Here is a 26,397-nt window from a genome sequence, read left to right on the forward strand (position 1 = left end):
TCGTGAGCTACGGCCCAATCGTATGATCCGTCTCATGCCGATCCCCCGAGCGGTCGCCGTGGTCGTCGACGGCGCCCGGGTCCTGGTCATCAAGCGGTTCTTCCGGCGCGGCCCCGGCGTCGCCTGCGGCATCTGCACCGCCAAAGGCCGGCAAGGGCAGCAGTGTCCCGGGCACCACTACGCGCTGCTCCCCGGCGGCCACGTGGAGGACGGCGAGTCGCCGGAGAGCGCCGCGGTGCGCGAGCTCCACGAGGAGACGACTCTCACCGCGACGATCGACCGGTTGCTCTTCACCGGCTCGCACAACGGCCGGCCCGCCTTCTATTTCCTCATGCGGGACGTGATCGGCGTCCCGTCGCTCTCCGGCGACGAAGCCGTGGATCACGGGCCGGACAACACCTTCGAGCTCATCTGGGCGAGCGCCGCCGAGTTCGGGCAACTGGACCTCTACCCCGCCGACGTGCGCGCGCCACTCACCCAACTGCTCCACACCTGACCCCGCGCCCGGAACCGTAACGCGGCCGGCGGGACACCCGACGACGCGGCGCCTGGCCTCCAGCCCCGGGCACGGCGATCATCCCGGAGCCGCAGTGCCTCCCTCGTTGAAGCGCACGAGCGTCCACCTGGGCGGCGGCCACTGTGTCGGCTCCTCGTCGGTGACCCATTCCGTCACCGAGGCCGGGGACACCTTGAGGTCGAAGGACCGGTAGACCGGCAGCAACCCGAGGGCGTTGAACGAGATCTCGACCGTCTCGGCGTGCCCGACCACGATGACGGTCTCGCCGCGGTGCCGGTGGGCGAGGTCGGTGATGGTGCGGCTGGTGCGGGTCACCATCTCGGCCCAGGTCTCGTTGCCCTGCTGCCAGGGACGGTAGATGCCGCCGCCTTCGATGTCGAGGCGCCGGAACTCCGCGTGGGTGAGCCCGTCCGCCTCCGGCGGGGTGTGCCACGTACAGAGCCCGCAGTCCTGCGACGAGGGCCGGCCGGTCGCCGTCGCGATCGCGGCGGCTGTCTGCACGGCGCGGGGCAGGGGCGAGGAGTAGATCGTCGTCGTGTCGTCGCCGATCTCCGCGGTGATCTGCCGTCCGAGCTGTGCCGCTTGCCGACGTCCGGTGTCGGTGAGGCCGCGGCATCCCTTCGGGCCGCCTATCACGCCCTCCCGCTTGTGCAGGGAGTCCCCGTGGCGCACGAAGAACATCCGGGTTCGCATGCGGTGGATCATGCCAAAGGTCGGCCGTCGAGGCATGTGCGGTCGGGATGCTCCTGGGGAGGTCGCGCCTCGTATTCTTGATCGGGTCGCCGAGGGCGCGGCCGTGAAGGGAACGGGATGAGTCGTTACTCACGGGTCGTGGTCAAGCTGAGCGGCGAGGCACTTGCGGGAGACGCCGGTTGGGGAACCGATCCGGCCAGTCTCGCTCAGCTGGCGGATGAGATTCTCTCCGTCAGTACGTTGGGCGTCGAGGTCGCCGTGGTCATCGGCGGCGGCAACTACTTCCGCGGCCGGATGGCCGACGGCTGGGGGATAGGCCGCGCCGAGGCCGACAACATCGGCATGCTCGGCACGGTGATGAACGCGTTGATGTTGCGTGGGGTGCTCACCGCGCGGTCGCGGACGGATGTGCGGGTGATGACGGCGGTGCCGATGCAGAGCGTCGCCGAGCCGTTCATCCGGCTGCGCGCCGACCGGCACCTTCGCCGCGGGCTGATCGTCCTGCTCGCCGGCGGCATCGGCCAGCCGTACGTCACGACGGACTATCCGGCTGTTCAGCGGGCTCTGGAGCTTGAAGCCGACGCGCTGCTGGTCGCCAAGCGCGGCGTCGACGGGGTGTACGACAGCGACCCGAACGTGAACCCGGACGCCAAGCGGTACACCAACCTCACCTACCGCGAAGCTCTGGCGGCCGGGGTGCGGGTGATGGACGAGAGCGCCTTCGTGCTCGCCAATGAGCAAGGGCTTCTCATGCACGTGTTCGACGTGGCGGCGACGGGCGTGATGAAGGCGATCTGCCAAGGAGAGGACGTGGGAACGAGAATCACCCGGGATCCGGATTCCTCCAGATAGCCATTTCAGGTGGGCAATGAACGAGCAGGTGGCGGCTGAGATCGCAGAGGAGTACCTGTCACGGTGGCGTCGTGTCGCTGTCCATGACGAACTCGCTCTCATGGAGGAGAACGACGACAAGGACTGGGTGAATGTCACCGGAAAGGACGGGAGCAGCTACAAGATACTTTTCTACGTGCTTCCCGAGGCCGATCGGGCACTCCGCCTGGTCGTCGCGGTGAACGATCGTGTGCCCCGTCCGAATGTCGCTCCCGTGACGCGGACCGCAGTCATGCGCCCGGATGGCACGTACACGGCCGTCCGTCCATGAAGATCTGTCGTGGGCAGATGGCAGGATCACCGTCGTGACGGACAGCGATGATCTCCTTCGGCGTGTGTCGGCGAAGGCGGGCGCGACCGCGGAGCACCTGCCTCCTCCCGCGACGGCGGAGGAGGTGGCACAGGCCGAACGCATCCTGGGCTTCCGACTCCCGCCGGTGCTCACCCGGCTCTACCGCGAGGTGGCCAACGGCGGCTTCGGCCCCGATTACCAGCTTCTCCCGCTCGCGGGAGAAGGACGCACCGCCGTGACCGAATACCGCGAGGTCCGGGAGACGTCAGGGCCCGGCGGTGACGCGCACTGGCCGGCGGACGTGCTGCCCGTCCTGGACTGGGGGTGCGGCATGTACGCCGCCGTGGACTGCCGCAGCCCCGAGGGCGCCGTCCTCCTCTTCGAACCGAACGGGATCGACGATGACTGGCACCACGCCTGGTATGTCGACTCCGAGAGCCTGACCAATTGGCTGGAGACCTGGCTCTCGGAAACGGGCTGGTACGAAGAGGACGCCGACGAAGACGCCGACGAAGACGCCGACGAAGACGGCGAGATGCGGCCATGGGAGTCCGCTCAACAGCGGCTGGCAGAATGATGCGCTCTTCCCCGGAACTGCGGGTGCAACCGTCGGAGGGCTCTGGCCTGGAGACTCGTTCTCCGTACACGTCCGCTGGGTGCCGCCGCCGTTCGTCCGCCGGCCAGGAGACCAAAGCGGTTGCGCTGCGAGGAACCAGCGGCACATCATCTGAACAGTGGCTGTCCTGCCTGACCCCTTGCCCCTGTTCCTCGACTGCGGCTGTCCGGACATCCACCACTGCCCGCGAGCCGGGGAAGCCGAGTGTCCCCGGCACAGCGGTTTCGGTGCTTGCTGCGACGCGCTTGAGCAGCACACCTCGGTTCGTGCCACCACCAGCCATGAGGAGACTCCGTGACAGAGGAAAGGGAAGTGCCCGTGGGCCAGGCCCTGAACGGCCTCGACGTCTACCCGCTTCCCGAAGGATGGACCGCTCTGGGGGCGATAGTCCTCGTGAAGTGCCTCGACGAGGAAGGCCATTCCTCATGGGCCTTCAGAACCACGGACGGGCTCAGCGACGAGGAACTCCTCGGCGCCCTCACCGTCCGAACCGACCTCCTCCGCCGCAAGCTGTACGAGGCATACACAGGCGACGAGGACGACGAATAAGACCAGACGCTCCTCCGGCGACACAGCACAGAGCGGGTGCCTGCGCAAACTCCGATGGCATCTGCATCACCTGGGCACCCCTCCTCCTTCCACGACGCCTTTGACTACGTCAAAGACACGTACCCACTCTCTGCCAAGACGTAGGACAAGGGCTGGTTCCAGGACGGAGATCAGCGCTTGCTGACCGCTTCGTACGAGCACGATCAATCACACGGTCGTACGGCTTCCATTACGTAGAACGTCGGCTTCGGAGTCTGAGTTGCTCTGCCTTCGTTCGTGGCCGTTGTTTGTCAAAGGTATAGCGGCGGTAGTCTGCGCATATCGCGGTAGCGCCGCCGTGCTGCGGTAAGGCTGTCCGACCCGTTGGGGCCGCCCATGACGACATCGGCGTTGTGATCGTCCTGGCCGTCGTCCTCCCAGCCGCACTCTTCGCAGAACCCGAAGCCGCCGCGGTCCGGAAGGGTGCGGTGGAAGCAGCACGGGCACGTGTATGGCTGATCGGCCGGCGCCAGATCCAAACGATCCCCGCCCTGCTCCGCGATCACGGACAAGACCCATCGCTTGCGCTCGCGGATCTCCTCGATGCTGGGGTGATTCATCTCCGTCATGACGCCGTACGGCTCCGAATCCTGGTCATCCTGTCAAATCACGCGCTGATTGTGCGGCGATCATCCGGTCGGGCTGGAAAGTGCTCGCGTTGCGATTCGACTACGTCCGCCGACGAAGGAAGGCCAGCGGAACGCACGTCAATGTGGTGATGGCCATCAGCGCCAAGCAGGGGAGTGCGTCGATTCGAATGTTCATCTCCGGCTGGTAGGTGTTCATGTACCACTCGTCCAACGCAGCCAGGAACCAGGCGCCTGCCGGCCACAGCAGATAGTGGGCGTGCCGCTGCGTGCGTCGAAACGCCAAGAACAAGGCCACGAAGACGACTCCGCCCACTGTCAGGGGGATCGTCTGATAAAGCATTCCGATCAGCTCGGCCACGTGAGCACCTCAATATGTAGGTGAAGCTCCGCCACTATAGGTATTTGCGACGCCGCGCGCATCTCCAATGTCAGACGCTCCCGTCGGCCGCCGTTCTGCCTCAAGGCGAAGGGGCCTTCGTCACGGGGGAGACGTGGAGCGTCCCAGATCTGCTCGGTCTGTCCCCGGACGATGACGGGATGATCCGGCGTCTACCTCTCCCACCTACGCCCCCGGCGTCACGCCGGTCACCACCCGCTCCTGAAGCGCTCCCGCCCGAACAGGCATGGATTTCCTCGACACCGGGGCTGGGGTTACACGCTCTCGTATGCGATCATCCGGTCATGTCATTGAGCAGAAAGGGCCATGCCGCGTAGGCGCCCTTCGGAGGTCCGTACGCGCGGATCAGCGTGTGAGACCCACAGAGCTGTGATCCATCATGTTCCAGGGCTCGGCCGTCGTCCGATGGCCGCGGTGATCGCCCTGGAACACACCCGCATGTGGCCCGGCGCGGTGGCGGCGGCCCTGGTGGCTTGGCAGGAGGCGGTCCTGATGGGGACCGTCGACCGCGCCTTCTTCAGGTGTGTATGCGAGGAGTGCACGGGAGACGCCCCCCGCCGGCGACTGCAGCAGGCGCTCATCGGCTTGCCGCCGTGGGCAGGGGCGCACCTGTACGCCTTGGTCCTGCCGCTCGACCTGTACTACCTCCGCCGCACCTCCCCAATGTCGCCCACGTCGCCCGAATCAGATTGGACCTGGTGGCAACAACGGCGCCGGCGCGAGGACCCGAGCGCGCAGAGACGGAAAGGGCCGACCTGTTGAACGGCTCGAAGTGTTCGATCGGTACGCCTGAACATACGTGCGGTGCCCAGCCCCATGCCCTGCCCGTCTAACCGAGACGATCAGCGAGGTTGAGCCGGAGTGACGACTCCAACTTGAAAACGTAGCCGTCGTTCGGCTCGACCTCGTTCGCTCTCAGGCTCCTCGGCAGGAGCGTTCTGCCGTCTGCGGCCACCTTCATGGTGGGAGGACCCATACGGCTGCGGATCCGGACCTCTTGCCCTGCCTGCTCACCCCGTCGATCCGCCCAAGGGTAATCGGGCCCTGGTCCGCTCGACTTGTCCCGGGTCGACGGTCGGCGGGGGTTGATCAGTTGCCCCCCGGCGCTCACACCACACAGCCACTCATGGCGTGTAGTGGAAGGCGTACGCACAGTCGAGGGCTTCCTCGGCTGAGCCTGAAGGCCGGTCGTGAGTGTCCGTGATTGACTGCTCGTTCCCCGTCCAATCGCACGACCATCAGCTGACGACCAGGAATCTCACAGCTCGTTTCAGGGTCGGCCTTCCCCTGAAGCTCCCAGGTGTCCGCCCTGACCCACTTCGTACGCCTCGCGGAGCCACCCGGCGAATACCTCATCAAGCTCGGCGAGATCAGAGACTCGGAAGGCATGAACGAACAACCGCTTCGTGTACGGAGACACGCTGGTGATGCGAGCGTCGTCGCTGATCGTGCGCTGGATGTCGAAGTACCCTCGGAGCCCTCGCGCGTCCGGCTTTGCCCCGGCGAATCCACGACGTGTCCCCTTGACCGTGATCATGCTCTTGGACACCGCATACGTGAAGGGTCCGCATGCCTCAACCAGCCTGACGAATTCGCGGTACAGGGCCACCGATGTGTCGGGCTTGCCGTCAAGGTGATCATCGATCGACCAGGCGTCATGGTTCATGGACCGAGAAAGTAGCAAGTGGTGGCGACGGTTTCCGGGCTGCGGACCCGTACGTTCTGCCCTGCCTGACGCTCCTACGTGCAAGGACGCGTGGCGCGGAGTTTCGTCACGAGCCGTTTCCGTGGGAGGACAAGGCCAGGTAGGCGGCGCCGGCCGAGTTCACGACGTTGATCCACTCAGGATGGTGTCCTTCCTCCATGAGCGCCACGCTACTGGGGCCTGTCGATGTTCGGGTGTCATGGGCGTGGTGGTCAGCGACGAGGACCCCGTAACGGCCCTTGGCGATCATCCGCGAGTCGGAGCGCCCGAGTCGGAGGCGCAGAAGGGAGTCGGCGTCTGCCTCTCCCCACGGTAGGAAGCATCATTTGAAGTGCCTCTTGTGATCACTGTTCGTGCGCTTTTCGCCGCCAGTTTCTTATGCGGAGTGTTCCTCGTACCGGTTCCTGCTGCGGCTGAAAGTTTTCCCAAGCCGCTGTCTCCGGATCGGCTCAAAGCGGCCCTGCTTCTGCCGGAGGACCTTGGCGCCGGCTTCGTACGTTACACGAGCTGGAAAAGAGCGCCGCATCGGTATGACATTGTCACCCGCTCGAAGGCGTGCACCAAGGCGGTCAAGGGCGTTCTTCCTCTCTATCGAGCCAAGGCCGCGACCTGGTTGAGGAAGGAAGACGGGTGGGAAGGGGTGAGCGAGTACATCGTGAGCGGTACTCGTGGCAAGATCTCCGCCTTGGAGCGGGCGGCCAAAGTGATGGTCCGCGACTGCAATGGCGTCACGGTTACTACGGACGCCACCAAAGACACGATCCGCAAGCTATCGGTCGGCAGGCTCGGCGACGCTTCCTATGGGCTCAAGCTCCGCAGTGGGTTCCCGGGCAGGAACCTGGACAAGGAGTCGATGGTGGCGATCGACATCGTGATTACCAGGGTTGGGAACACCATGATCGCACTGGAGCACGATGGACACGTGGGCCAGTTTGATCCCGCGCTCACCAGGTCCGCCGCGCAGACAGCCACGAGTCGCCTCCTGGAAGCACTAAAGGCTTCCTAGCGCACTTCAGCAGTCGCACGAACGATTTCCACGAGCGCATTGTGCACGTTGAGGTGCGCCGCGCACACCTCCCCTGTCTGATCATCTTGTCTGCTGTCGACCATCGGGAACGGGAAGTGGCGCTGGTCTGCTCGGCCCTGGCCGATGGTGGGCGGGGTGATCAGGCTTCCACCTCAGCAACCACGGCCTCGGCACCCGTCGTGATGATCATGCGCTACGAGCACCTAACAGCACGATGTACATCATCGTGCCGGCTTGTCAGTGGGGAATCTTGCGGTGACGACGTGATCACCGACCAGACACAGCATGTACAGCTTGCATATAGAGTTGCGAACCGCCGGTATCCAGCGAGGGAAGACAAGGGGGATCTTCCTGATGAGCAGCCGCTTCGGGCCGATCGCAAAGCTCAGCGGTTGGTGGACATCCGCACTGCTGGCGGGCCTGGGATTCGGTGTTGTCACCAATCTCGCCCAGGGCTGGCTTCCAGGTGCCTGGAACCAGGTCGCCAACTCCGGTGCTGTCTGGTGTGTCCCGGCGTTCGTCGTCGGCGCCCTGCTTGCCGGCCGGGCGTCAGCGCGGTCAGCCGCCGTCGCCGGCCTGTGTGCCTCGGTCGGCCTGGTCGTTGGGTATTACGGGTACGCGGAGTTCGGCCGTGACGGCATGGGCAGCGTCATCTATCCGCTGGTGTGGCTTGTGATGGCGGTCATCAGCGGCCCGTTGTTCGGTGTGGCGGGGCTGTGGTGGCGGAACGGACGCACCATCCGTAACCGTGTCATCGGGCTCGCCGCGCTGGGAGGTGTCTTCGGGATGGAGGGCATCTTGTATGCCTTCGTCCTGCATTACGCCCCGCAGGCATGGGTCTGTCTGGCCGTCCTGGTCCTTGCACCGCTGGTGATGGCACGTCGGCAAAGAGAGCGGATGCCGACCCTGCTGACGGCCCTGGCCCTCGCGCCACTGGCGTACTTGGTCGTCGGTTTCCCACTTCAGTACGTGACGGCATGAGGTGGATCGCAGGCCGCAGGCACAGTTGGGGCCGATCTCCTGGCCGACCACGCGCTTCAATTGGCTAGAGGTTCTCAGAGGGATCCGTCAACGGCTGCCCGGCAGGATAGACGCGTGGCCGTGAGGAACCGGAGGCGTTGGAACCACAACATCCATCACCACCCCCGCATCCTCCGATGCGATCCCTGGTGGTCCCCAGCACGCCCTCGACGTAGGTTGCGGCGAGGGCATGCTCGCCCGCGAACTGCGGCGGACCGTACCGAGTGTCACTGCCATGGACCTCGACGCGCCCAGCATCGACCAAGCCCGCGAGCACCCGGATGACGTCGACTACATCCTCGGTGATTTCCTGACTGCCCCCTTCGAGCCCGCCTCGTTCGACGTCATCGCATCCGTGGCATGACGGTGACAGAGGCTCTTGACGTCCGACTTGGTGATCGGCCACGACTAGCGCGAAGGCGAGCGGAGGGTTGGGGGTCGAAGGGGGCGGAGCCCCCTGGGAGGCGCTGCCTGAAGCTCAAAGGCGCGAAGCGCCCATCGAGGGCGTAAGGCCGAGCAGTTTGGAGCGGGTGACGGGAATCGAACCCGCGCTGTCAGCTTGGGAAGCTGATGTTCTGCCATTGAACTACACCCGCACGAACCGAAGTACGCGTCCACCACTGTAGCGGAAACTTGCCCCCCAACAGCAAACCCAACGCCCCACCTTTTCCGGCCGGGACGGTAAGTTGGCTCATCGTGTTGCTATCTGACCGTGACATCCTTGCTGAGATCGACTCCGGCCGGCTCGCCCTAGACCCCTTCCACCAGGACATGATCCAGCCGTCCAGCATCGACGTACGGCTCGACCGCTACTTCCGTGTCTTCGAGAACCACAAGTACCCCCATATCGACCCCTCCGTCGAGCAGCCGGATCTCACGCGGATGGTCGAGCCGTCCGGTGACGAGCCGTTCATCCTGCATCCGGGGGAGTTCGTGCTGGCCTCCACCTATGAGGTGATCACGCTCCCCGACGACCTGGCCTCGCGGCTGGAGGGGAAGAGCTCGCTCGGACGGCTGGGCCTGCTGACGCACTCCACCGCCGGGTTCATCGATCCCGGTTTCAGCGGGCACGTCACGCTTGAGCTGTCCAACGTGGCGACCCTGCCCATCAAGTTGTGGCCGGGGATGAAGATCGGGCAGTTGTGCGTGTTCCGGCTCAGCTCGCCCGCCGAGCACCCGTACGGATCGGCCAAGTACGAGTCCCGGTATCAGGGGCAGCGGGGCCCGACTCCGTCCCGGTCGTTCAGGAACTTCCACCGGACGAGGATTTGAGTGAACAACAGGTGAACATTTAGGGAACGTCGCGGAAGGATGAGCCCTCCGCGCACCCCACAACAGGCCACGTCACCGGCCGGATTTCCCTGCAAAAAGCGGCCAAACTACTCCGGACGCCGGTGTCGCACAACATACGCAGGGTAGCCAGAAGGCGAAGGGGACATGAAGTTCGCATTTCGCCTGGTAACCCGTACCCTCTTCCACGGACCATCCCCGCACATCTGGAGAACGACGTGCGCCTGCGTCTCACGCCACGTGAGGACAGCTACTACGACCTGTTCGCCGACTCCGCGAACAACCTGGTCACGGCATCCCGTCTGCTGGTCGAGATCATCAGTGACGGATCGGACAGGGAAGCCCTGGCCGAGAAGATGCGCGCCTGCGAGCACGCCGGTGACGAACGCACCCATGCGATCATGAACCGGCTCAACGAGAGCTTCATCACTCCGTTCGACCGTGAGGACATCTACCGCCTCGCCTCCAACCTCGACGACGTGATGGACGCGATGGAGGCCGCCTCCGACCTCATCGTCCTCTACCAGATCGACCATCTCCCCAAAGACGTGGTCCGGCAGGTCGAGGTCCTGGAACGCGCCGCCGAGCTGACCGCAGAGGCGATGCCCCGGCTGCGTTCCATGAAGAACCTCAACGAGTACTGGATCGAGGTCAACCGCCTGGAGAACCAGGGTGACCAGGTCTACCGCAGGCTGCTGGCCAAGCTGTTCAGCGGCGAGTACGACGCGCTCACCGTCATGAAGATGAAGGAGGTCGTCGACGCCCTGGAGGAGGCCGCCGACGCCTTCGAGCACGTGGCCAACACCGTCGAGTCGATCGCGGTCAAGGAAAGCTAGGCCCAGTGGACCTCACGCTCGCCCTCGTCATCGGCGTGGTCGTCATCTCCCTGGCCTTCGACTACACCAACGGGTTCCACGACGCGGCGAACGCCATCGCGACCTCCGTCTCGACCCGGGCGCTCACTCCCAGGGCCGCGCTGTTCATGGCGGCGGCGATGAACTTCATCGGCGCCCACCTGGGCACTCAGGTGGCCCAGACCGTCGGAAAAGGGATCATCGACGCTCCCAACGGTCCGCACGGCCTGGTCGTCGTGGCCGCGGCGCTCATCGGCGCGATCGTCTGGAACCTGATCACCTGGTACTTCGGGCTGCCCTCCTCCTCCAGTCACGCGCTCATCGGCGGCCTGGTGGGCTCCGCGCTGGCCTCGGCCAGCGTGGTGCACTGGGACGGCGTCGTCGACAAGGTCGTCATCCCGATGATCCTGTCGCCGCTGATCGGGTTCAGCCTGGCCGCGTTGATCATGATCGCAATTTACTGGATCTTCCGCAACAGCCAGCCGGGCAGGACCAACCGCGGCTTCCGCTACGCGCAGACCGTCTCGGCCGCCGCCATGGCGCTCGGGCACGGCCTGCAGGACGCGCAGAAGACGATGGGCGTCATCTTCCTGGCGCTCACGGTCGGCGGGTACGCCAGCCCCGGCGAGGGGATCCCGCAGTGGGTCATCCTGAGCGCCGCCGGTGCGATCTCGCTCGGCACGTACGCCGGCGGGTGGCGCATCATGCGCACGCTCGGCCGGCGCATCATCGCGCTCGACCCGCCCCAGGGGTTCGCCGCCGAGTCGGCCGCGGCCACCGTCCTGTACGGAGCCGCGATCGGGTTCGGCGCGCCGATCTCCACCACCCACACCATCACCACGGCGATCATGGGCGTCGGCGCGACCAAGCGGCTGAGCGCCGTGCGGTGGGGCGTGGCCGGCAACATCGTGACCGCCTGGGTGCTCACCATCCCGGCGGCGGCCCTCGTGGCGGCGCTGGCCTACGGCGTCCTGCACCTGATGGTGGAGTAGGGCGCCGGGGGGCTATCCGGCGGCGTACATCACGTCCACGTCCCAGCGGGCGAAGCCCAGGGACTCGTACAGCCTGATCGCGGCCGTGTTGGCCTCGTCCACGTAGAGCATCGCGTGGGCGAGGCCGCGCGAGCGCAGGTGGGTCAGACCGGCCAGGGTGAGCGCCCGGCCCAGGCCGGTGCCCTGCTGGGAGGGGTCGACACCCACGACGTAGACCTCGCCGAGCGGCTCGTGGCCGTGCTCGGACGAGCCGTGGATCTTGGTCCAGTGGAAGCCGGCGAGCCGGTCGCCGCGTACGGCCAGGAAGAAGCCCTCGGGGTCGAACCAGGGCTCGCGCTCGCGCCGGTGCAGGTCGTCGAGCGTCCAGGCGCCCTGTTCCGGGTGGTGGGCGAAGGCGGCGGCGTTCACCTTGAGCCACGCCTCCTCGTCCTGACCCGGGACGAACGTGCGCAGCTCCACGCCCTCGGGAAGCGTGTAGGGCGGCAGCGGGGCGAACAGCGAGCGGCGCATCTGCCACAACGAGCGCACCCGGTCGAAGCCGAACGACGCCGCCAGCGCCCCGGCGCCGGCGTGGTCGCCGTGCGCCCACAGCCGCACCCTGCCGCCGGTCAGCTCCAGGACGGCCCGCAGCAGCCGCGTCCCGTGGCCCTGTCGCCGGTAGGCGGGATGGATGACCAGCTCCGCGCTCGGACCCTCGACCTCGTCGGTCGGGTCGACGTGCGCGTAGCCCGCGGGCGCGCCGTCGTCGGCGTGCAGCAGCAGCGAGCGGGCGCGGGGGTCGCCGCCGTACCGGAGATGGAGCATCACGTGCTCGTTGAGCGGGCGGACCCCGTCCGTCTCGGTCGCCGCCTCGACGATGCGGAGAACCTGGGAGACCTCGTCGTCGTCGAGCCGTTCGCAGATCTTCACATGTGCACCCACATAAGGAACTCTAGGCGTACCAATGGCGAACAATGCCATGGGCTGCCCCGGTCAATCGTTACCTTTGCGACATTCGTTGCATAGGGAGACGTCGTAACGTCCCTCTCATGACGTCACGCACCCTCCTCCGGCTGTGCACGGCCGGCGCCGCCACCGCGGCCGGGATCGCCCTGGCCATGGCGCCCGCGGTCGCCGCGACCAGCGGCTCGGCCGGTCACGGAACCGGTCACGGAAACGGCCATGGCGGGCCGACCGTCCCGGTCCGCCTGCTGAGCATCAACGACCTGCACGGCAACCTCGAACCGCCGTCGGGCTCCTCCAGCCGCATCCTCGACCCGGACGGCCCCCTCGTCGACGCCGACGGCTCGCTGACCGGGCTGCCCGGCGGCAAGTACTCGATCGCCGGCGGCGCGTCGTACCTGGCGACGTACGTCAAGCAGGCGCGCACCGAGAACACGCTGCTCGTGGCGGCGGGCGACCTGATCGGCGCGTCCCCGCTGATCTCGGCCGCCTACCACGACGAGCCCACCCTGGAGGTGCTCGGCTCGCTCGGACTCAACGCGACGGCCGCCGGCAACCACGAGTTCGACGAGGGGTACGCCGAGCTGCAGCGCCTCATGAACGGCGGCTGCCACCCGGTGGACGGCTGCTCGCCCGCCGGCCAGTGGAAGGGCACGGACTTCGACTTCCTCGCGGCCAACGTCCTCAAGGAGGGCACCGGCCAGTACGCCCTGTCGCCGTTCTACGTCAAGAAGATCAACGGCGTGCAGGTGGGCTTCATCGGCCTGGTGACGGCGACCACGCCGACCATCGTCACCGCCGAGGGCATCAAGGGCCTGCAGTTCACCGAGGAGGTCGCCGCGGCGAACCGGGCCTCGGCCTACCTGGCGCGCAGGGGCGTCAAGGCGCAGGTCGTCCTGATGCACGAGGGCGACTCGACCACCCCGAACCAGAGTCCGGACGCGTGCTCGGCGAACACCGCCAACGCCGGCTCGCGCATCGCCAGGGAGCTGAATCCGCAGATCGACCTGGTCATCAGCGGCCACTCGCACCAGGCCTACATCTGCAAGACCAAGGACCCGGCGGGCCAGGACCGTTACTACACGCAGGGCTCGTCGTTCGGCCGCGTGCTGACCCAGATCGACCTGAAGGTCGACAAGCGCACCCGGGACGTGGTCCGCTCCTCGGTCACCGCGGACAACAAGGTCGTCGCCCGTACGGTCACCCCGGACCCGCAGGTCGAGGCGCAGATCCAGACATGGCGGACGCGCAGCGCCGAGGTGGCCAACCGCAGGATCGGCACGATCACCGGTGACATCAGCAACGTCGTCACCAACACCTCGGCCGCGACCACCCGGCCGGAGACGCCGCTCGGCGACCTCATCGCCGACTCCCAGCTGGAGGCGGCCAAGCCGGCGGGCGCGGAGATCGCGCTGATGAACCCGGGCGGCATCCGCACCTCGCTGACGTACGCGCAGTCGGGGGCCGAGGGCGACGGCGTCGTCACCTACGGCGAGGCGTTCGCCGTCCAGCCGTTCAGCAACATCGTGCAGGTGCGCACGTACACCGGCGCGCAGCTCAAGGCGCTGCTGGAGCAGCAGGTCTGGACGCCCAACCCGACGACGGGCGCGATCAACCACCGGCTGCTCCAGGTGTCGTCGTCGCTGACCTACACCTTCGACACCACCAAGCCGGTGGGGTCGCGCGTGTCGGACGTCAAGCTCAACGGCGCCCCCGTCACGGACACGCAGTCGATCAAGATCGCCGCGAACAACTTCCTGATGGGCGGCGGTGACGGCTTCTCGGTGTTCACGCAGAGCACGGACACGTGGAGCGGGCCGGTCGACCTCGACGCGTTCACGGCGTACCTGACCGCGCACTCGCCGATCAGCCCGTCGGCGGCCGACCGCATCAAGATGATCAAGTGATCCAGGGCCGGGGGTCCCGCCGTGCGGGACCTCCGGCTGCGTACGGCCGGTCTCAGTTCCGGTGCGGCGAGTCGGCGGATGGTTCCTGCTCGCGGTACAGCGGCAGGCTGGCCACCAGACGGGCGCCCGGTTCGTGGTCGGCGACCTTGAGCGTGCCGCCGTGCGAGGCGCAGATCTCGCGGGACAGCGGCAGCCCCAGCCCGCTGCCGCCCTTCTCCTTCCGGCGGGCGTCCTCCAGCCGGGTGAAGCGTTCGAAGACGCGCTCGCGGTCGGCGGGCGGGATGCCGTCGCCGTCGTCGGTGACCGAGACGCAGACGTGGTCGCCCTCCACCCACACCCTGAGGTCGATCCGGTGCGCGGCGTGCCGGGTGGCGTTGTCCAGCAGGTTCGTCAGCAGCCGGTCGAGCTGGACGGGCGAGCCGAGGACGGGGGCGTGGGCGCACATGTCCACGACGATGGGGATCTTGCCGCCGGCGCGGCGGCGTACCTGCTCCTCGGCCAGGCGGCACATGTCCACGACGCGGCGGTCGGGGATGGCGCCGGCGTCCAGGCGGGCCAGCAGGAGCAGCTCGTCGATGATCCCGGTGAGACGTTCGGCGGCGGCCAGGGCGCGGGCGCCGGTGGCCGGCCAGTCGGTCTCGTCGGGGTAGGCGTTGGCGACCTCCAGCTGGGTGCGCAGGGCGGAGATGGGGCTGCGCAGCTCGTGGGAGGCGTCGGCGACGAAGCGGCGCTGGGTCTCGGCCGAGCGTTCGAGGCGGTCGAGCGTGTCGTTGGTGGTGGCGGCCAGGTCGGTGATCTCGTCACCGGTCTCGGGGACGGGCACGCGCCGGCTCAGGTCGCGGCCGGTGATCTCGGCGAGCTCGACGCGGATGCGCTCGACCGGGCGCAGCGCGGAGGCGACCACGACCCAGGTGATGCCGGCGACGATCACCAGGGCGATGGGCGTGCCGAGGAACACCACGGCGTTCAGCCAGGACAGCGCCCGGTTGACGTCGCTGAGGGAGGAGGCCCCGTACACGGTGACGAGCCGGCCGTCGGGGGTGCGCACCTTCATCGCCATGATCAGGTACTGGGCCTCCTTCTCGTCCCTGAGGCCGGTGAGCGTGCTCTCGGCGCTGTAGAGGGTCTCCGGCTTGTCCACCCGCATGCCGGACAGCCGCTGGCCGTGGTGCAGGCCGGGGCTGGTGGCCAGCACGCGTCCGTCGGCGTCGACCACCTGCAGGAGCTGCACCCGGGCCGGGGCCTCCAGCGTCGCGGGCAGCTGCCCGGCGCGGGCCTCGCTGGCCACCCTGCGGACGGCCAGCTCCACCCGGGTCTCCACCAGCCCGTGCAGGTTGTCCGGCCCGAGGGTGAGGGCGAGCGCGCCCGTGACGGCCAGGACCACTGCCGCCACCAATGTCGCGAGCGTGGTCAGGCGCCCGCGGATCGAGCGGGGAAAGAGCCTTTTCGCCATCCCCTGAGACCTACCCATGGAGACCTGAACGGGGAAAACGCCGAATCGAGATTCGGCAAGCGGCCCGCAAAGAGGGGTGTCCCGCCGGGGCGGCCGGGCGTCCCGCTCGAATAGTGGATCACGTGGGAGGCGCCACGGGCATGCCGCCGGACCTCGGCGGGCGGCTGCGGCGACACATGGACGAGGTGATCGATCTGTGCCGCATCATCACCATCTGAGCGGGTTCTGGGCCGTGCCGGCGCTCGTCGTGCTGGTGACGTACGTGGTGCTGGCCGGGCGGACGGCGTGGAGCCGGTGGCGTACCGCGAGCTTCGCCGGAGGCTGCGCGCTGGTGACCGTGGCGCTCACCGATCCCGTCGCGGCGCTGGCCGCGACCGACTTCCGCGGCCACGTCCTGCAGCACCTGCTGATCGGCGTGCCGGCGCCCCTGGCCCTGGCCCTGGGGGCGCCGGTGACGCTGCTGCTGCGCTCGCTGCCGGCCGCGCGGGCCGGCCGCCTGGCCCTGGCGCTCCGCGGGCCCGCCGTCCACCTCCTGGCCAACCCGTGGACGGCGCTGGCCCTCAGCGCCGGCGGCCTGGCGGCCCTGTACTGCACGCCCCTGTACGGGCTCGTCCCCGCGCCGCCGGTGCACGCCTACCTCCTGCTGGCCGGTTACCTGTTCGCCTGGGTCGTCGCCGGGCCCGACCCCGCGCCGCGCCGCCCGCCGGCGCCGGTGCGGCTGGCCGTGGTGGGGGTGGCGATCGCCGTGCACGCGGGCATGTCCGCGGCCATGTACGCCGGATGGCTGGACCTGCCGGTGCCGTCCGGCCAGCTCAGGGGCGCGGCGGAGATCATGTTCCCCGGCGGGGGCGCCGCGGAGCTGCTGCTCGCCGTGGCCCTGGCGGCGTCCCGGCGGGCCCGGCGCACCCCCGAGGACGCCGACGTCGAGCTGCTCGCCCCCGGCCTCACCGTCCGGGTGCCGGGGGAGCCCGAGCCGGTCCGGCGGATCCGCGTCCCCGACCGCGAGCCGGCGAGGGCGACGCGCGGCCCGCTCACCCCCTCCGAGTACGGCGACGAGGACGAACCCGACCCCGCCGACCTGTAGCCGCCCGGCAGCGGCCCCGTCAATGGGCGGCGCGGGAGCGGAGGAGGTCGTAGAGGGCGGCGGCCAGCGCCAGGACCACGAACCCCAGCACCACCCACAGGCCGTGCCGGAAGGCCGTCGGCCAGCCCTGCGGCAGCGAGCCGAAGAACGCCGAGCCCGCCGCCGCGATGCCGATCGCCGACCCGAGCCGCTGCCCGGTCTGCAGCACCCCGGCGGCGCTGCCGCCGCCCGCGGGAGGCACCTCCGACAATGTGATCGCCTGGTTGGGCGAGATCACCAGACCGCTGCCGATGCCCGCGACCAGCAGCGGCAGCGCGGTCGCCGCGCCCACGCCGGCCCCCGGCACCAGCAGCGTTGCTGCCATGGTCGCCAGCAGGCCCGCGATCACCGTCCCGAGCCCCACCGCGACCAGCTTCCGGCCCGCCCGGCCGACGAGCCTGCCGCCGACCACCGACGACCCGGCCGACCCCAGCGCGAACGGCGTGATCGACAACCCGGCCAGCAGCGCGCTGTAGCCCTCGCCGCTCTGCAGGTACAGGGTGAAGGCGAAGAAGATCCCGGTGAACCCGGCGAAGTAGAACAGGGCGATGGCCGACCCGAGGCTGTAGGAGCGCCTGGCGAACAGCGACAGGTCCACCAGCGGTTCCCGGTGGTACAGCCGTTCCCAGAGCACGAACCCGGCCAGCACGAGCAGCGCGGCCGGCACCAGCAGCCACTTGGCCTCGCCCTTCCACTGGTGCTGCTGGATGAACGGCAGCAGCAGCGTCGCCACGCCCACGCCGAGCAGCAGCACGCCGACCGGGTCCATGCTCTCCCGCCGCCCGGTGCGCACCGGCCCGGGGGCGGGCGCGGGCAGCCACTTCCAGGCCAGTGGCAGCAGCGCGATCCCGATGGGCAGGTTCACCAGGAACACCCACCGCCAGCCCTGCGCCGCCCCGAAGCCGGTGACCAGCGCGCCGCCGATCAGCGGCCCGGCGGCGGTGGACACGCCGATGGTCGCGCCGAGCGCGCCGAAGGCCCGGCCGCGTTCGTGGCCCAGGAACATCTGCTGGATCAGGCCGGACACCTGCGGGTTCAGCGTCCCGGCCGCCATGCCCTGCACGAGCCGGGCCGCGATCAGCACCGGCATGCTCCAGGCGAAGCCGCAGGCCGCGCTGGCCGCCGTGAACAGCGCCACGCCCCACATGAACAGCGCCCTGCGGCTCCTGGCGTCGCCCAGCCGCCCGGCCGGGACCAGCAGCAGGCCGAACGTGAGCGCGTAGCCGGACAGCGTCCACTGCAGGCCGTCGTCCGAGGCGTGCAGGCCCGCGCGGATGGAGGGCAGGGCCACGTTGACGATGCTCACGTCCAGGCCCGACATGAACGCCGCGACCAGGCACACGCCCAGCGCCCGCCTGCGCGTGTCGGAACCGGGTGCCTGCATCGCGACCTCTCTGCGGAACAGCGGCAGCGATCATGATTCCCCACAGGCTGGGAAATATCGTCCTAGGCGGACAATGATTTCTTTGCCGGGCCCCCGCGAAGGAGCAAGTGATCATGGACACGATGGCCGTGGAGCGGAACGGCATCAACGCCGTCCCCGACAGCGAGCGGCGCGGAAGACCGTCCGACCTGTTCTGGCCCTGGGCGGGGGCGAACCTGTCCCTGTTCGGGGTGGCGTTCGGCGTGTACGTCGTCGGGCTCGGCCTCGGCGTCGTCCCGGCCGTCGTGACCGGCGCGGTCGGGTACGCGTTGTCGTTCCTGCTGGTCGGCCTGGTCGCCGTCGCGGGCAGCCGGTCCGGCGTGCCGACGATGACGCTGGGCCGGGCGCCCTTCGGGTACCAGGGCAACAAGCTGCCCGCGGTGTTGTCGTACGTGTCGAACGTCGGCTGGGAGATCGTGCTCGTCACGCTCTCCGCGCAGAGCGGCGCCGCCATCCTGCGCCGCGTGGCGCCCGGGATCCCCGAGACGACCGCCACCGCCGGCTGCTTCGCCGTCGCGGCGCTGGTCGTGATCGCCGTCGGCGTGTACGGCCACGCCATGATCATGGTCGTCCAGCGCTACCTGACGTACGCGTTCGTCGTGCTGACCGTCGTCTACCTGATCCTCATGCTGCCCAGGCTGGGCGGCTCGCTGGAGACGACGGCGGGCCCCGGCGGCTGGGTGGGCGGCGTCATCCTGTCCATGACCCTGCTCGGCCTCGGCTGGGTCAACTGCGGCGCCGACTACTCCCGTTACCTGCCCGCCGGCTCCCGGCCCAGGTCGGTGGCCCTGTGGACGACGCTGGGCGGCGCGCTGCCGCCGATGGTGCTGCTGGTGTTCGGCGTGCTGCTGGCCGGCGGCGACCCGAAGCTGGCCGAGGCGGCGGGCGGCGACCCGGTGGGCGCGCTGGCGGCGGCGTTGCCGACCTGGTTCCTGCTGCCGTACCTGCTGACCGCGATCGGCGGCTTCCTGGCCGGGGCGATCATGGACATCTACTCGTCGGGGTTGTCGATGCTGGCGCTCGGTGTGCCGGTCAGGCGGCACCTGGCGGTGCTGATCGACGGGCTGCTCATGGTGCTCGGCGGCTACTACCTGCTGTTCGTGTCCGACAACTTCTTCGGCACCTTCCAGGCGTTCCTGGCGATCATCGGCGTGGTGATGGCCGCCTGGGTGGCGATCTTCCTGGTGGACATGTGGCGGCTGCGGGACGGCGGCCGCGCCTACGACGAGCGCCTGCTGCGCCCCGGCGCGCCCGCGCTCAACCCGGCCGGGCTGGTCTCCCTGGTGGTGGCCTCGGTCGTGGGCGTCGGCCTGATCACGTCCGCGGACGAGCACATCGCGGCGGTCGTCGGGTTCCTGATGAGCGACGAGCTGCGGAACAGCACGTTCGGGGCGGCCAACATCGGCGTGGTCATCGCGCTGCTGCTGGCGGGGGTGTTGTACTTCGTGCTCACCCTGCGCCGCCGCTGACCTCCTCGCCGGATGAGGTCAGTGGGGGCCGGGCCGGCGCCAGGGCTCGAACGGCATGGGGGAGCTCATGCGCTCCTTGAACTCGCGCGCCCTGGTCAGGCAGTCGGGGCAGACGGGCTCGGGCGCCGACCGGGCCAGGGCCTCCGGGGTCGGCTCGCGCTGGGTGCCGAGCACTGTCCGGTCCGGAGGCAGGCCGGTCTCCGGGTCGATGGTGATCATGGTGACGTTCGCGGTGGTGTAGGGGAACGTGCGCTTGCACGCGAAGCACGTGCCGATCGTGGTGATGTGGTCGTCTTCCATGGATCCGCCCTCCCTCACCGCACCGTACCTCGCGATCAGGGATTGCGGCGCAGCGCCCACTCCACCGCGGGGCAGCGGTCCATGACGACGTCGAGCCCGGCGTCGAGGGCGCGCTGGGCGGCCGCCTCGTCGATCACGCCGATGGGCAGCCACACCGCTTTCGCGCCGGCCGCGATGGCCTCGTCCACGACCTGGCCGGCGAACTCCGAACGCCGGTAGACCGCCACCACGTCGGGTTTGACCGGCACCTCGGCCAGCGACGTGTAGCCCGGCTCGCCCAGGACCGGCCGGCCCGCCGGATGGACCGGGATGATCTTCTTGCCCCGCGCCTGGATGCGCTGGGCCTGGTCGTAGGCCGTGCGCTGCGGGTCGTCGCCGAGCCCCACGAACACCCACGTCCCGGCTTCGTGCAGCAGCTGCCTGATCACGCGCTGATCCGCGAAACGATCGTCCATGCAGGCGTCAACACGCCGGACGCGCGCGGGCTTCCCGCCTACGCCTGGGCGGTCGGCAGCACGACCACCTGGCGCAGGTTGACGTGCCGGGCGCGGCTGACCGTGTAGCCGATCAGGTCGGCGATCTCGTCGGCGGTCAGCGGGGTGAACGCCTCGAACATGCCGGCGAGCTGCGCGCCCAGCTCGGCGTTGTCGATGTGGTCGCCGAGCTCGGTCGCGGTCAGGCCGGGTTCGAGGTTGGTCACGCGCACGCCCCGCGGGCCGAACTCCGGGCGCAGCGAGGCCGACAGGTGGCTCAGCGCGGCCTTGGTCGCGCCGTAGACCGCGTAGTTGGGGAACGTGACGTGCGCGCCGATCGAGGAGATGTTCACCAGGTCGGCCGTCCGTCCGGCGTCGGCGGCGGCCAGCAGGTCGGCCGCGAAGGCGCCGGTGACGCGGAGCACGCCGGCGACGTTGGTGTCCAGCATGCGCGCCCACTCGTCGAGGCGGACGTCCTGGACGGGGTTGGGCAGCATCACGCCGGCCGCGTTGACGACCAGGTCGGCCCGGCCCAGCCCGGTGTGGACGGCCTCCACGGCGGCGGCCACGCTCGCGTCGCCGGTGACGTCCACGGTGACGGGCAGCGCGGTGCCGCCGTCGGCGTCGATCTTGGCGGCCAGCTCGGCGAGCCGGTCGGCGCGGCGGGCGAGCAGGGCCACCTTGGCGCCGTTGGCGGCCAGCAGGCGGGCCGTGGCCTCGCCCATGCCGCTGGCGGCTCCGGTCACGACGGCGATGCGGCCCGAGAGGTTCTCGTAGTTCGTCATGCCTCTCACCCTGGCCGAGCCGGACGGACTTACCCAGCGCACGGCTTTTCCTGGTAAAGCCAGTACTACCCTGAAGCGGTGGAAGGTGATTTGGGGCAGTTTCTCCGTTCTCGTCGGGCCCGGATCCATCCGGCGGACGCCGGGCTGCCCGCGTCGGGGCGGCGGCGGGTCAGCGGCCTGCGGCGCGAGGAGGTCGCGCTGCTCGCGGGCGTGAGCGTCGACTACTACATCCGCCTGGAGCAGGAACGCGTCCAGAACGTCTCCGACGCCGTGCTCGACGCCGTCGCCCGGGTCCTGCGCATGGACGACACCGAACGAGCCCACCTGCGCGACCTGCTCCGCCCGGCCAGGCACGTGAGCCGGCCCGTGCTGCGGCCCGGCCTGAGCCGGCTGCTCGACCTGGCCGACGGCATGCCCGCCTTCGTCCTCGGGCCCCGGATGGACGTGCTGGCCTGGAACGCGCTGGCCGACCGCGTCAGCGGCTTCGCCGGCGTCCCGGACGGCCGGCGCAACCAACTCCTCCAGGTGTTCCTGGCGCCGCACACGCGCACCCTCTACCCCGACTGGGCCGAGGTGGCCGCCGACACGGTCGCGTACCTGCGGCTGTACGCCGGCCGCCACCCGGAGGACCCGCTGCTGGCCGAGCTGGTCGCCGAGCTGTCGGCCGACCCCGACTTCGTCCGCCTGTGGGCCGAGCACGGGGTCGCCGAGAAGACGTACGGGACCAAGCGGCTGCGCCACCCCGAGCTGGGCGAGCTGGAGTTCGGGTACGAGACCCTCGCCGTGCCCGGCCAGCCCGACCTGGTGATCGTCATGTACACGGCCGACCCGGACTCGGACACCGGTCGCGTGGTCGCCCGGCTGCGGGAGGAGATCGGCTCCGCGCGGGAACTCGCCCGGTCCGGCCGTGGTTGACCCGGGCACGGGCCAGTGGGCATCGTGGAGCGGGTGACCGCCGATGACGTCGCCCTGACCAACCTCGACCAGCCGCTGTTCGACGGGTCGGGCGCCACCAAGCGCGACCTGGTCGACTACCTCGACGCGGTCGCCGACCGCATCGTCCCGGCGCTGCGCGGGCGCGCGCTGTCGGTGCTGCGGGTACGGCCGGGCCAGGAACCCTTCATGCAGAAGAACCTGCCCAAATACGCCCCCTCCTGGATCAGGACCGTCACCGTGTGGGCCGAGGCGTCCCGCAGGGAGGTGTCGTACGCGCTGTGCGACGACCGGCGCACGCTGCTCTGGTTCGCCAACCAGCGGGCCGTGGAGTACCACCCGGCGCTGTTCCTGGACGGCCGGCCCACGCACATGATCCTCGACCTCGACCCGCCCGAGGGCGACGACTCCTTCCCGCTCGCCGTACGAGCCGCCCACCTCGTCCGCCAGGCGCTCGGCGACGCCGGGCTGGCGGGCGCGGTCAAGACCAGCGGCGCCAAGGGCGTGCACGTGTTCGTCCCCGTCCCGCCCGGCACCGCCATGGACGACCTGGCCGCGGCCACCCGGGCCCTGGCCGCCCGCGCCGAGCGGCTCGACCCGGCGCTGGCCACGACGGCCTTCATCAGGGAGGACCGGGCGGGCAAGGTGTTCATCGACTCCACCAGGGCCGGCGGCGCGACGGTCGTGTCGGCCTACAGCCCGCGGGTGCGGCCGGGCGTGCCGGTCTCGTTCCCCGTCCCCTGGGACGAACTCGACCAGGTCGTGCCCGCCGACTTCACCATCCACAACGCGGCCGGGCTGCTCGGCGGGCGCGACCCGTGGGCCGAGCTCATGCCGGAGCCGCGCGAGCTGCCCGCCGACCTGGTCGCGGAGGGGCACACGATCCCGGTGGCCCGCGTCCAGGCGATGCACGAGGGCAAGCGTCGCGCCCGCGCCCGGCGGGCCGAGTCACCGTAGTGTCCGGATATTGACGCACTGGCGTAGGCCGGTAGACCTTCTCAGGGCTGCTTCGACGGGCTACCTTGCGAATCATTGCGGCTCGGGGGATTTCTCCGCATCTCACTCCTAGGGGAGCCTGCATGCGCAGAATCATCATCGCTTTGGTCGCCGCTCTCGCCTTACCCGTCGCCATGGCGGTCCCGGCGAGCGCGGGCCCGCTCGACGACGTCTTCGCCAAGCTGCTGGTCAAGCAGGTCAAGGGCGAGAACGTGCAGAAGCACCTGGAAGCACTCCAATCCATCGCCAACGCCAACGGCGGCACCCGCGCCGCCGGCACACCCGGCTACAACGCCTCCCGCGACTACGTGGCGGGCAAGCTGCGCAAGGCCGGTTACAAGGTCACCCTCCAGCCGATCAACTTCGTCGAGAGCTGGACCGAGAACAGCCCGCCCACGCTCAACCGCACTGCGCCGGACGCCAAGTCGTACGTGCCGAACGAGGACTTCTACTCCTTCCAGCCGTCCCCCGCCGGGGACGTGACCGCGCAGGTCCAGGGCGTGGACCTGATCCTGCCCCCGACCCCGACGCCCACCTCGACCAGCGGCTGCGAGGAGTCGGACTTCGCCGGGTTCGTCGCCGGGCGCATCGCGCTCATCCAGCGCGGCACCTGCGCGTTCGCCCAGAAGATCCGCAACGCGGGCCGGGCCGGCGCGTCCGGGATCATCGTGTTCAACGAGGGCCAGCCGGGCCGGACCGACGCGTTCCCGCTGGACATCGGCGAGTGGCGGGCGAACGTGCCCATGGTCTTCGCCGACTTCGCCGTCGGCAACGAGCTGGCCACCGGCTCGCCGACCGTGCGGCTCAAGGTCGACGCCAACCTCGTCCTGGGCGCCAACGACAACGTGATCGCCGAGTCCCGGTTCGGCGACCCGCGCAACGTCGTCATGGTCGGCGGTCACCTCGACAGCGTGACCGTCGGCCCCGGCATCAACGACAACGGCTCGGGCAGCGCGACCATCCTCGAAGTGGCCGAGGAGATGGCGCACTTCCCGGTCAAGAACAAGGTGCGCTTCGCGTTCTGGGCCGCCGAGGAGATCGGCCTGCTCGGCTCCGACCAGTACGTCGAGAAGCTGTCCCAGGCGCAGCGCGACCGGATCCGGGTCTACCTGAACTTCGACATGGTCGCCTCGCCCAACTACGCGTACAAGCTGTACGACGGCGACGACTCCGACGGCCAGGGCTCGCCGGCCGGTCCGCCCGGATCGGCGCAGATCGAGCGGCAGCTCGCCGACTTCTACGCCTCCCGCCACCTGCCCACCGTGGGCACCGACTTCGACGGACGCTCCGACTACGGGCCGTTCATCGCGGTCGGCATCCCCGCGGGCGGCATCTTCACCGGCGCCGAGGGCATCAAGACGGCGCAGGAGGCCGCGCTGTTCGGCGGCGTCGCGGGACAGCCCTACGACTCCTGCTACCACCAGGCGTGCGACACGATCGCCAACATCAACGCGACCGCCCTCGACGTGGACGCCGACGCGGTGGCCGACTCCACGGCCAGGTTCGCCTTCAACCTGAACGGCATCCCGCCGCGGACCGCCGCCGCCGCGAAGACCGCGCTCTCTTCGCAGTCGGCACGCTGAGCAGGCGATCCCGGGCGGGTCGCCGCCCGCCCGGGATCCTTCAGCGGGTACGGCTCGGGGAGCGCAGGGCGGCGACCGCGGCGGCGGGGTCGTCGGCGAAGAAGCGGATCGAGGTGACCTCGGCCCGCTTCCCGAGCGGCCGCACCGCGACGACCGGCTCGGTCAGCTCCACCGTCACGTTCGTCCTGGAGGCGACCGCGACGCCGAGCCGCCCGCCGTCCACGCTGATCAGCCGGGCCTCGTTGTAGTTCTGGGCGGTCCGGACGGAGGCGATGAGGGCGCGCGGCACGCGGAGGTCGAAGTAGGCGGCGTACCGGACGCGCAGCTCGTCCTCGGTGACCACGTGGGGCCTGGTGACGGAGGCGGCGGCCATGAAGACCACGAACAGCAGGCTGTACAGGTCGCCGACCAGCACCGGCACGCGGATCGCCGCCGGCACGCCGTTCGCCACCAGCAGCAGGTCCACGACCGCCGTCTCGACGACCATCGCGAACGCGAACAGGCCCAGGGTGAACGCCTGCTCCTTGGCGTACGACACGGCGGTCGCCCCCGCCGGGACGCCGTGCCGCCGTCCGGCCGTCCACAGGGCCACGCTGGTCAGCCCCGCCAGCTCGAACCTGAGCACCGCGCGCACCACGCCCGTCATCACGTCATCTCCTTGGCGTCGGTCTCCGTGAGTTCGGCGAACAGCAGCCGGAGGACCTCCGCCTGCGCGGGCGACAACTCCCCGATCATCGTCTCCATCCAGGACAGGTCGGCCCCTGGGCCGGCGGGCACCATCGCGGCCAGCTCGTCCGGGATGTGGGCGGCCAGGTCCGCGGCGAGCGGCCCGATCCGGTCGTCCCCGGCCGGCGCGTCCGCCAGCTCGTCCAGCCGCCGGTACAGCTCCTGCCCGGCGGCGAGCGCGCCCGGCTCGGTCATCGGGCGCATCAGCTCGGCCAGCCCCGCCTGGCCCTCCTCGTCGGACAGGACGGCGGCCAGGGTCAGCAGCTCGTGGTCGAACGCCCCGAAGGCCGACCCGCCGCCGCCCAGGTCCCGCAGCACGGCCGCCGCGTCGGGGGACATCATCGAATCCGGGCTCAGGCCGGGCTGCGCGAGCAACGCCGCCAGCCGGGCCCGCCGCGCCGCGATGGCCTCCTGCTGCCTGGCCAGGTCGGCGTCCAGCTCCTGCAACGCCTCCCGGAAGTCCACGCCCCGGTCGTCGGCCAGCGCGTCGCGCAACTCCTCCAGCGACAACCCGAGCCCGGCAAGGTGCCGCACCCGCGCCAGCCGTACGGCGTCGCGCAGCCGGTACTCGCGGTAGCCGTTGGGAAGACGTTCGGGCTCGGGCAGTATTCCCAGGTGGTGGTAGTAGCGCACGGTACGGGTGGAAACCCCGACCAGCGCGGCCAGCTCGCCGATCCGCATGCCCTCATTGAACAGTTTGACGCCACGTCAAGGTCAAGCCGGCCTCAGGCGGTGCGGCCGGCGAGGACGTTCAGGTAGCTGATGAGATCGATGCTTCCAGGCGAAGTGCTCATCGAACGAGCACTCTCCGC

30 protein-coding genes and 1 tRNA gene are annotated in these 26,397 nt (G+C 69.5%); 18 read left to right on the forward strand and 13 right to left on the reverse strand.

Going from position 1 to position 26,397, the window contains the following annotated elements; all coding sequences use genetic code 11:
* The first annotated feature begins 34 nt into the window (after positions 1-34).
* On the forward strand, positions 35-496 hold the full coding sequence (locus tag AB0J71_RS11055) for an NUDIX domain-containing protein (RefSeq protein ID WP_352323931.1): 462 nt from the start codon (positions 35-37) through the stop codon (positions 494-496).
* 78 nt (positions 497-574) lie between these two features.
* On the opposite strand, the gene AB0J71_RS11060 is transcribed toward AB0J71_RS11055, so the two are convergent.
* Entirely contained in the window at positions 575-1,210 is a 636-nt protein-coding gene (locus tag AB0J71_RS11060) for a histidine phosphatase family protein (protein WP_352323930.1), read from the reverse strand.
* Positions 1,211-1,348: 138 nt separating this feature from the next.
* On the opposite strand from AB0J71_RS11060, the gene pyrH reads away from it, so the two are divergent.
* The 4 genes from pyrH (at position 1,349) to AB0J71_RS11080 (ending at position 3,558) form a co-directional block, all read left to right on the forward strand.
* Positions 1,349-2,062, forward strand: coding sequence for a UMP kinase (gene pyrH, locus AB0J71_RS11065; protein WP_352323929.1), 714 nt, complete (start codon positions 1,349-1,351; stop codon positions 2,060-2,062).
* Positions 2,063-2,078: 16 nt separating this feature from the next.
* Entirely contained in the window at positions 2,079-2,372 is a 294-nt protein-coding gene (locus AB0J71_RS11070) for a hypothetical protein (protein WP_352323928.1), read from the forward strand.
* Positions 2,373-2,406: 34 nt separating this feature from the next.
* A complete protein-coding gene (locus tag AB0J71_RS11075) occupies positions 2,407-2,970 on the forward strand; it encodes an SMI1/KNR4 family protein (RefSeq protein WP_364413845.1) in 564 nt (187 codons plus the stop codon).
* Between the two features lie 333 nt (positions 2,971-3,303).
* Complete coding sequence (locus AB0J71_RS11080) at positions 3,304-3,558, forward strand: hypothetical protein (RefSeq protein WP_352323926.1); 255 nt, start codon at positions 3,304-3,306, stop codon at positions 3,556-3,558.
* Positions 3,559-3,848: 290 nt separating this feature from the next.
* On the opposite strand, the gene AB0J71_RS11085 is transcribed toward AB0J71_RS11080, so the two are convergent.
* Positions 3,849-4,166, reverse strand: coding sequence for a CPCC family cysteine-rich protein (locus AB0J71_RS11085; protein ID WP_364413847.1), 318 nt, complete (start codon positions 4,164-4,166; stop codon positions 3,849-3,851).
* Positions 4,167-4,266: 100 nt separating this feature from the next.
* Positions 4,267-4,545, reverse strand: a complete 279-nt coding sequence (locus tag AB0J71_RS11090) for a hypothetical protein (protein WP_364413849.1) — start codon at positions 4,543-4,545, stop codon at positions 4,267-4,269.
* A gap of 444 nt (positions 4,546-4,989) precedes the next feature.
* Here AB0J71_RS11090 and AB0J71_RS11095 point away from each other — a divergent pair, with 444 nt between their 5' ends.
* A complete protein-coding gene (locus AB0J71_RS11095; RefSeq protein ID WP_364413851.1) occupies positions 4,990-5,346 on the forward strand; it encodes a hypothetical protein in 357 nt (118 codons plus the stop codon).
* A 508-nt stretch (positions 5,347-5,854) separates the two neighbouring features.
* Here AB0J71_RS11095 and AB0J71_RS11100 read toward each other — a convergent pair.
* On the reverse strand, positions 5,855-6,250 hold the full coding sequence (locus tag AB0J71_RS11100; protein ID WP_364413853.1) for a DUF5655 domain-containing protein: 396 nt from the start codon (positions 6,248-6,250) through the stop codon (positions 5,855-5,857).
* Positions 6,251-6,629: 379 nt separating this feature from the next.
* Here AB0J71_RS11100 and AB0J71_RS11105 point away from each other — a divergent pair, with 379 nt between their 5' ends.
* From AB0J71_RS11105 to AB0J71_RS11115, 3 genes are all read left to right on the forward strand, one after another.
* Positions 6,630-7,295, forward strand: a complete 666-nt coding sequence (locus AB0J71_RS11105; protein ID WP_364413855.1) for a hypothetical protein — start codon at positions 6,630-6,632, stop codon at positions 7,293-7,295.
* Between the two features lie 375 nt (positions 7,296-7,670).
* Positions 7,671-8,297 carry a DUF6518 family protein gene (locus tag AB0J71_RS11110; RefSeq protein ID WP_352323918.1) on the forward strand — a complete coding sequence of 209 codons (627 nt, stop codon included), beginning with the start codon at positions 7,671-7,673 and terminating at the stop codon, positions 8,295-8,297.
* A 229-nt stretch (positions 8,298-8,526) separates the two neighbouring features.
* Positions 8,527-8,700 (forward strand): methyltransferase domain-containing protein, encoded by a 174-nt coding sequence (locus AB0J71_RS11115; RefSeq protein ID WP_352323917.1) that lies wholly within the window; start codon positions 8,527-8,529, stop codon positions 8,698-8,700.
* A 158-nt stretch (positions 8,701-8,858) separates the two neighbouring features.
* Here AB0J71_RS11115 and AB0J71_RS11120 read toward each other — a convergent pair.
* Positions 8,859-8,932, reverse strand: a tRNA-Gly gene (locus AB0J71_RS11120).
* A 100-nt stretch (positions 8,933-9,032) separates the two neighbouring features.
* On the opposite strand from AB0J71_RS11120, the gene dcd reads away from it, so the two are divergent.
* The 3 genes from dcd to AB0J71_RS11135 all read left to right on the forward strand — a co-directional run bounded on the left by dcd (position 9,033) and on the right by AB0J71_RS11135 (position 11,472).
* A complete protein-coding gene (gene dcd, locus AB0J71_RS11125; RefSeq protein ID WP_352327958.1) occupies positions 9,033-9,608 on the forward strand; it encodes a dCTP deaminase in 576 nt (191 codons plus the stop codon).
* A 236-nt stretch (positions 9,609-9,844) separates the two neighbouring features.
* The gene (locus AB0J71_RS11130; RefSeq protein ID WP_106243913.1) at positions 9,845-10,462 is read left to right on the forward strand and encodes a DUF47 family protein; all 618 of its coding nucleotides are present in this window, start codon (positions 9,845-9,847) and stop codon (positions 10,460-10,462) included.
* Between the two features lie 5 nt (positions 10,463-10,467).
* Positions 10,468-11,472 carry an inorganic phosphate transporter gene (locus tag AB0J71_RS11135; protein WP_352327959.1) on the forward strand — a complete coding sequence of 335 codons (1,005 nt, stop codon included), beginning with the start codon at positions 10,468-10,470 and terminating at the stop codon, positions 11,470-11,472.
* 12 nt (positions 11,473-11,484) lie between these two features.
* On the opposite strand, the gene mshD is transcribed toward AB0J71_RS11135, so the two are convergent.
* Positions 11,485-12,381 (reverse strand): mycothiol synthase, encoded by an 897-nt coding sequence (gene mshD / locus AB0J71_RS11140; RefSeq protein ID WP_352327963.1) that lies wholly within the window; start codon positions 12,379-12,381, stop codon positions 11,485-11,487.
* 119 nt (positions 12,382-12,500) lie between these two features.
* Between mshD and AB0J71_RS11145 the strand changes: the two genes are divergently transcribed.
* Positions 12,501-14,321 carry a bifunctional metallophosphatase/5'-nucleotidase gene (locus AB0J71_RS11145; protein ID WP_352327960.1) on the forward strand — a complete coding sequence of 607 codons (1,821 nt, stop codon included), beginning with the start codon at positions 12,501-12,503 and terminating at the stop codon, positions 14,319-14,321.
* 52 nt (positions 14,322-14,373) lie between these two features.
* Here the strand turns inward: AB0J71_RS11145 and AB0J71_RS11150 are convergent, their stop codons facing one another.
* Positions 14,374-15,774, reverse strand: a complete 1,401-nt coding sequence (locus AB0J71_RS11150) for an ATP-binding protein (RefSeq protein ID WP_364413857.1) — start codon at positions 15,772-15,774, stop codon at positions 14,374-14,376.
* Positions 15,775-15,970: 196 nt separating this feature from the next.
* Here AB0J71_RS11150 and AB0J71_RS11155 point away from each other — a divergent pair, with 196 nt between their 5' ends.
* Positions 15,971-16,858 carry a cytochrome c oxidase assembly protein gene (locus tag AB0J71_RS11155; RefSeq protein ID WP_364413859.1) on the forward strand — a complete coding sequence of 296 codons (888 nt, stop codon included), beginning with the start codon at positions 15,971-15,973 and terminating at the stop codon, positions 16,856-16,858.
* 19 nt (positions 16,859-16,877) lie between these two features.
* On the opposite strand, the gene AB0J71_RS11160 is transcribed toward AB0J71_RS11155, so the two are convergent.
* Positions 16,878-18,281: an MFS transporter gene (locus tag AB0J71_RS11160; RefSeq protein WP_364413861.1), complete on the reverse strand. Its 1,404-nt coding sequence runs from the start codon at positions 18,279-18,281 to the stop codon at positions 16,878-16,880.
* 113 nt (positions 18,282-18,394) lie between these two features.
* Here AB0J71_RS11160 and AB0J71_RS11165 point away from each other — a divergent pair, with 113 nt between their 5' ends.
* Positions 18,395-19,789, forward strand: a complete 1,395-nt coding sequence (locus tag AB0J71_RS11165; protein ID WP_352319839.1) for a cytosine permease — start codon at positions 18,395-18,397, stop codon at positions 19,787-19,789.
* Between the two features lie 18 nt (positions 19,790-19,807).
* On the opposite strand, the gene AB0J71_RS11170 is transcribed toward AB0J71_RS11165, so the two are convergent.
* The 3 genes from AB0J71_RS11170 to AB0J71_RS11180 all read right to left on the reverse strand — a co-directional run bounded on the left by AB0J71_RS11170 (position 19,808) and on the right by AB0J71_RS11180 (position 21,347).
* Positions 19,808-20,089, reverse strand: coding sequence for a hypothetical protein (locus tag AB0J71_RS11170; protein ID WP_352319837.1), 282 nt, complete (start codon positions 20,087-20,089; stop codon positions 19,808-19,810).
* Positions 20,090-20,124: 35 nt separating this feature from the next.
* On the reverse strand, positions 20,125-20,517 hold the full coding sequence (locus AB0J71_RS11175; RefSeq protein WP_352319836.1) for a CoA-binding protein: 393 nt from the start codon (positions 20,515-20,517) through the stop codon (positions 20,125-20,127).
* A 65-nt stretch (positions 20,518-20,582) separates the two neighbouring features.
* The gene (locus tag AB0J71_RS11180; protein WP_352319834.1) at positions 20,583-21,347 is read right to left on the reverse strand and encodes an SDR family oxidoreductase; all 765 of its coding nucleotides are present in this window, start codon (positions 21,345-21,347) and stop codon (positions 20,583-20,585) included.
* Between the two features lie 78 nt (positions 21,348-21,425).
* Between AB0J71_RS11180 and AB0J71_RS11185 the strand changes: the two genes are divergently transcribed.
* The 3 genes from AB0J71_RS11185 (at position 21,426) to AB0J71_RS11195 (ending at position 24,859) form a co-directional block, all read left to right on the forward strand.
* A complete protein-coding gene (locus tag AB0J71_RS11185) occupies positions 21,426-22,262 on the forward strand; it encodes a helix-turn-helix transcriptional regulator (protein ID WP_352319832.1) in 837 nt (278 codons plus the stop codon).
* Positions 22,263-22,295: 33 nt separating this feature from the next.
* Positions 22,296-23,237 (forward strand): ATP-dependent DNA ligase, encoded by a 942-nt coding sequence (locus tag AB0J71_RS11190; protein WP_352319830.1) that lies wholly within the window; start codon positions 22,296-22,298, stop codon positions 23,235-23,237.
* 122 nt (positions 23,238-23,359) lie between these two features.
* Positions 23,360-24,859: a M28 family metallopeptidase gene (locus AB0J71_RS11195; protein WP_364413863.1), complete on the forward strand. Its 1,500-nt coding sequence runs from the start codon at positions 23,360-23,362 to the stop codon at positions 24,857-24,859.
* A 40-nt stretch (positions 24,860-24,899) separates the two neighbouring features.
* Here AB0J71_RS11195 and AB0J71_RS11200 read toward each other — a convergent pair whose 3' ends face one another.
* Complete coding sequence (locus AB0J71_RS11200; protein WP_352319826.1) at positions 24,900-25,508, reverse strand: hypothetical protein; 609 nt, start codon at positions 25,506-25,508, stop codon at positions 24,900-24,902.
* Positions 25,505-26,266 (reverse strand): MerR family transcriptional regulator, encoded by a 762-nt coding sequence (locus tag AB0J71_RS11205; RefSeq protein ID WP_352319824.1) that lies wholly within the window; start codon positions 26,264-26,266, stop codon positions 25,505-25,507. Before AB0J71_RS11205 ends, AB0J71_RS11200 begins: the two co-directional genes overlap by 4 nt.
* Positions 26,267-26,397 lie beyond the last annotated feature (131 nt).

This window comes from Nonomuraea sp. NPDC049637 (assembly GCF_040675235.1).
Lineage (GTDB): Bacteria > Actinomycetota > Actinomycetes > Streptosporangiales > Streptosporangiaceae > Nonomuraea.

Coding starts and splice junctions, on each gene's coding strand:
- AB0J71_RS11055 (WP_352323931.1), top strand. CDS start 35: ATGCCGATCCCCCGAGCGGTCGCCGTGGTCGTCGACGGCGCCCGGGTC.
- AB0J71_RS11060 (WP_352323930.1), bottom strand. CDS start 1,210: ATGCGAACCCGGATGTTCTTCGTGCGCCACGGGGACTCCCTGCACAAG.
- AB0J71_RS11070 (WP_352323928.1), top strand. CDS start 2,079: ATGAACGAGCAGGTGGCGGCTGAGATCGCAGAGGAGTACCTGTCACGG.
- AB0J71_RS11085 (WP_364413847.1), bottom strand. CDS start 4,166: ATGACGGAGATGAATCACCCCAGCATCGAGGAGATCCGCGAGCGCAAG.
- AB0J71_RS11095 (WP_364413851.1), top strand. CDS start 4,990: ATGGCCGCGGTGATCGCCCTGGAACACACCCGCATGTGGCCCGGCGCG.
- AB0J71_RS11100 (WP_364413853.1), bottom strand. CDS start 6,250: ATGAACCATGACGCCTGGTCGATCGATGATCACCTTGACGGCAAGCCC.
- AB0J71_RS11110 (WP_352323918.1), top strand. CDS start 7,671: ATGAGCAGCCGCTTCGGGCCGATCGCAAAGCTCAGCGGTTGGTGGACA.
- AB0J71_RS11115 (WP_352323917.1), top strand. CDS start 8,527: ATGCTCGCCCGCGAACTGCGGCGGACCGTACCGAGTGTCACTGCCATG.
- AB0J71_RS11145 (WP_352327960.1), top strand. CDS start 12,501: ATGACGTCACGCACCCTCCTCCGGCTGTGCACGGCCGGCGCCGCCACC.
- AB0J71_RS11150 (WP_364413857.1), bottom strand. CDS start 15,774: ATGGCGAAAAGGCTCTTTCCCCGCTCGATCCGCGGGCGCCTGACCACG.
- AB0J71_RS11160 (WP_364413861.1), bottom strand. CDS start 18,281: ATGCAGGCACCCGGTTCCGACACGCGCAGGCGGGCGCTGGGCGTGTGC.
- AB0J71_RS11165 (WP_352319839.1), top strand. CDS start 18,395: ATGGACACGATGGCCGTGGAGCGGAACGGCATCAACGCCGTCCCCGAC.
- AB0J71_RS11170 (WP_352319837.1), bottom strand. CDS start 20,089: ATGGAAGACGACCACATCACCACGATCGGCACGTGCTTCGCGTGCAAG.
- AB0J71_RS11180 (WP_352319834.1), bottom strand. CDS start 21,347: ATGACGAACTACGAGAACCTCTCGGGCCGCATCGCCGTCGTGACCGGA.
- AB0J71_RS11195 (WP_364413863.1), top strand. CDS start 23,360: ATGCGCAGAATCATCATCGCTTTGGTCGCCGCTCTCGCCTTACCCGTC.
- AB0J71_RS11205 (WP_352319824.1), bottom strand. CDS start 26,266: ATGCGGATCGGCGAGCTGGCCGCGCTGGTCGGGGTTTCCACCCGTACC.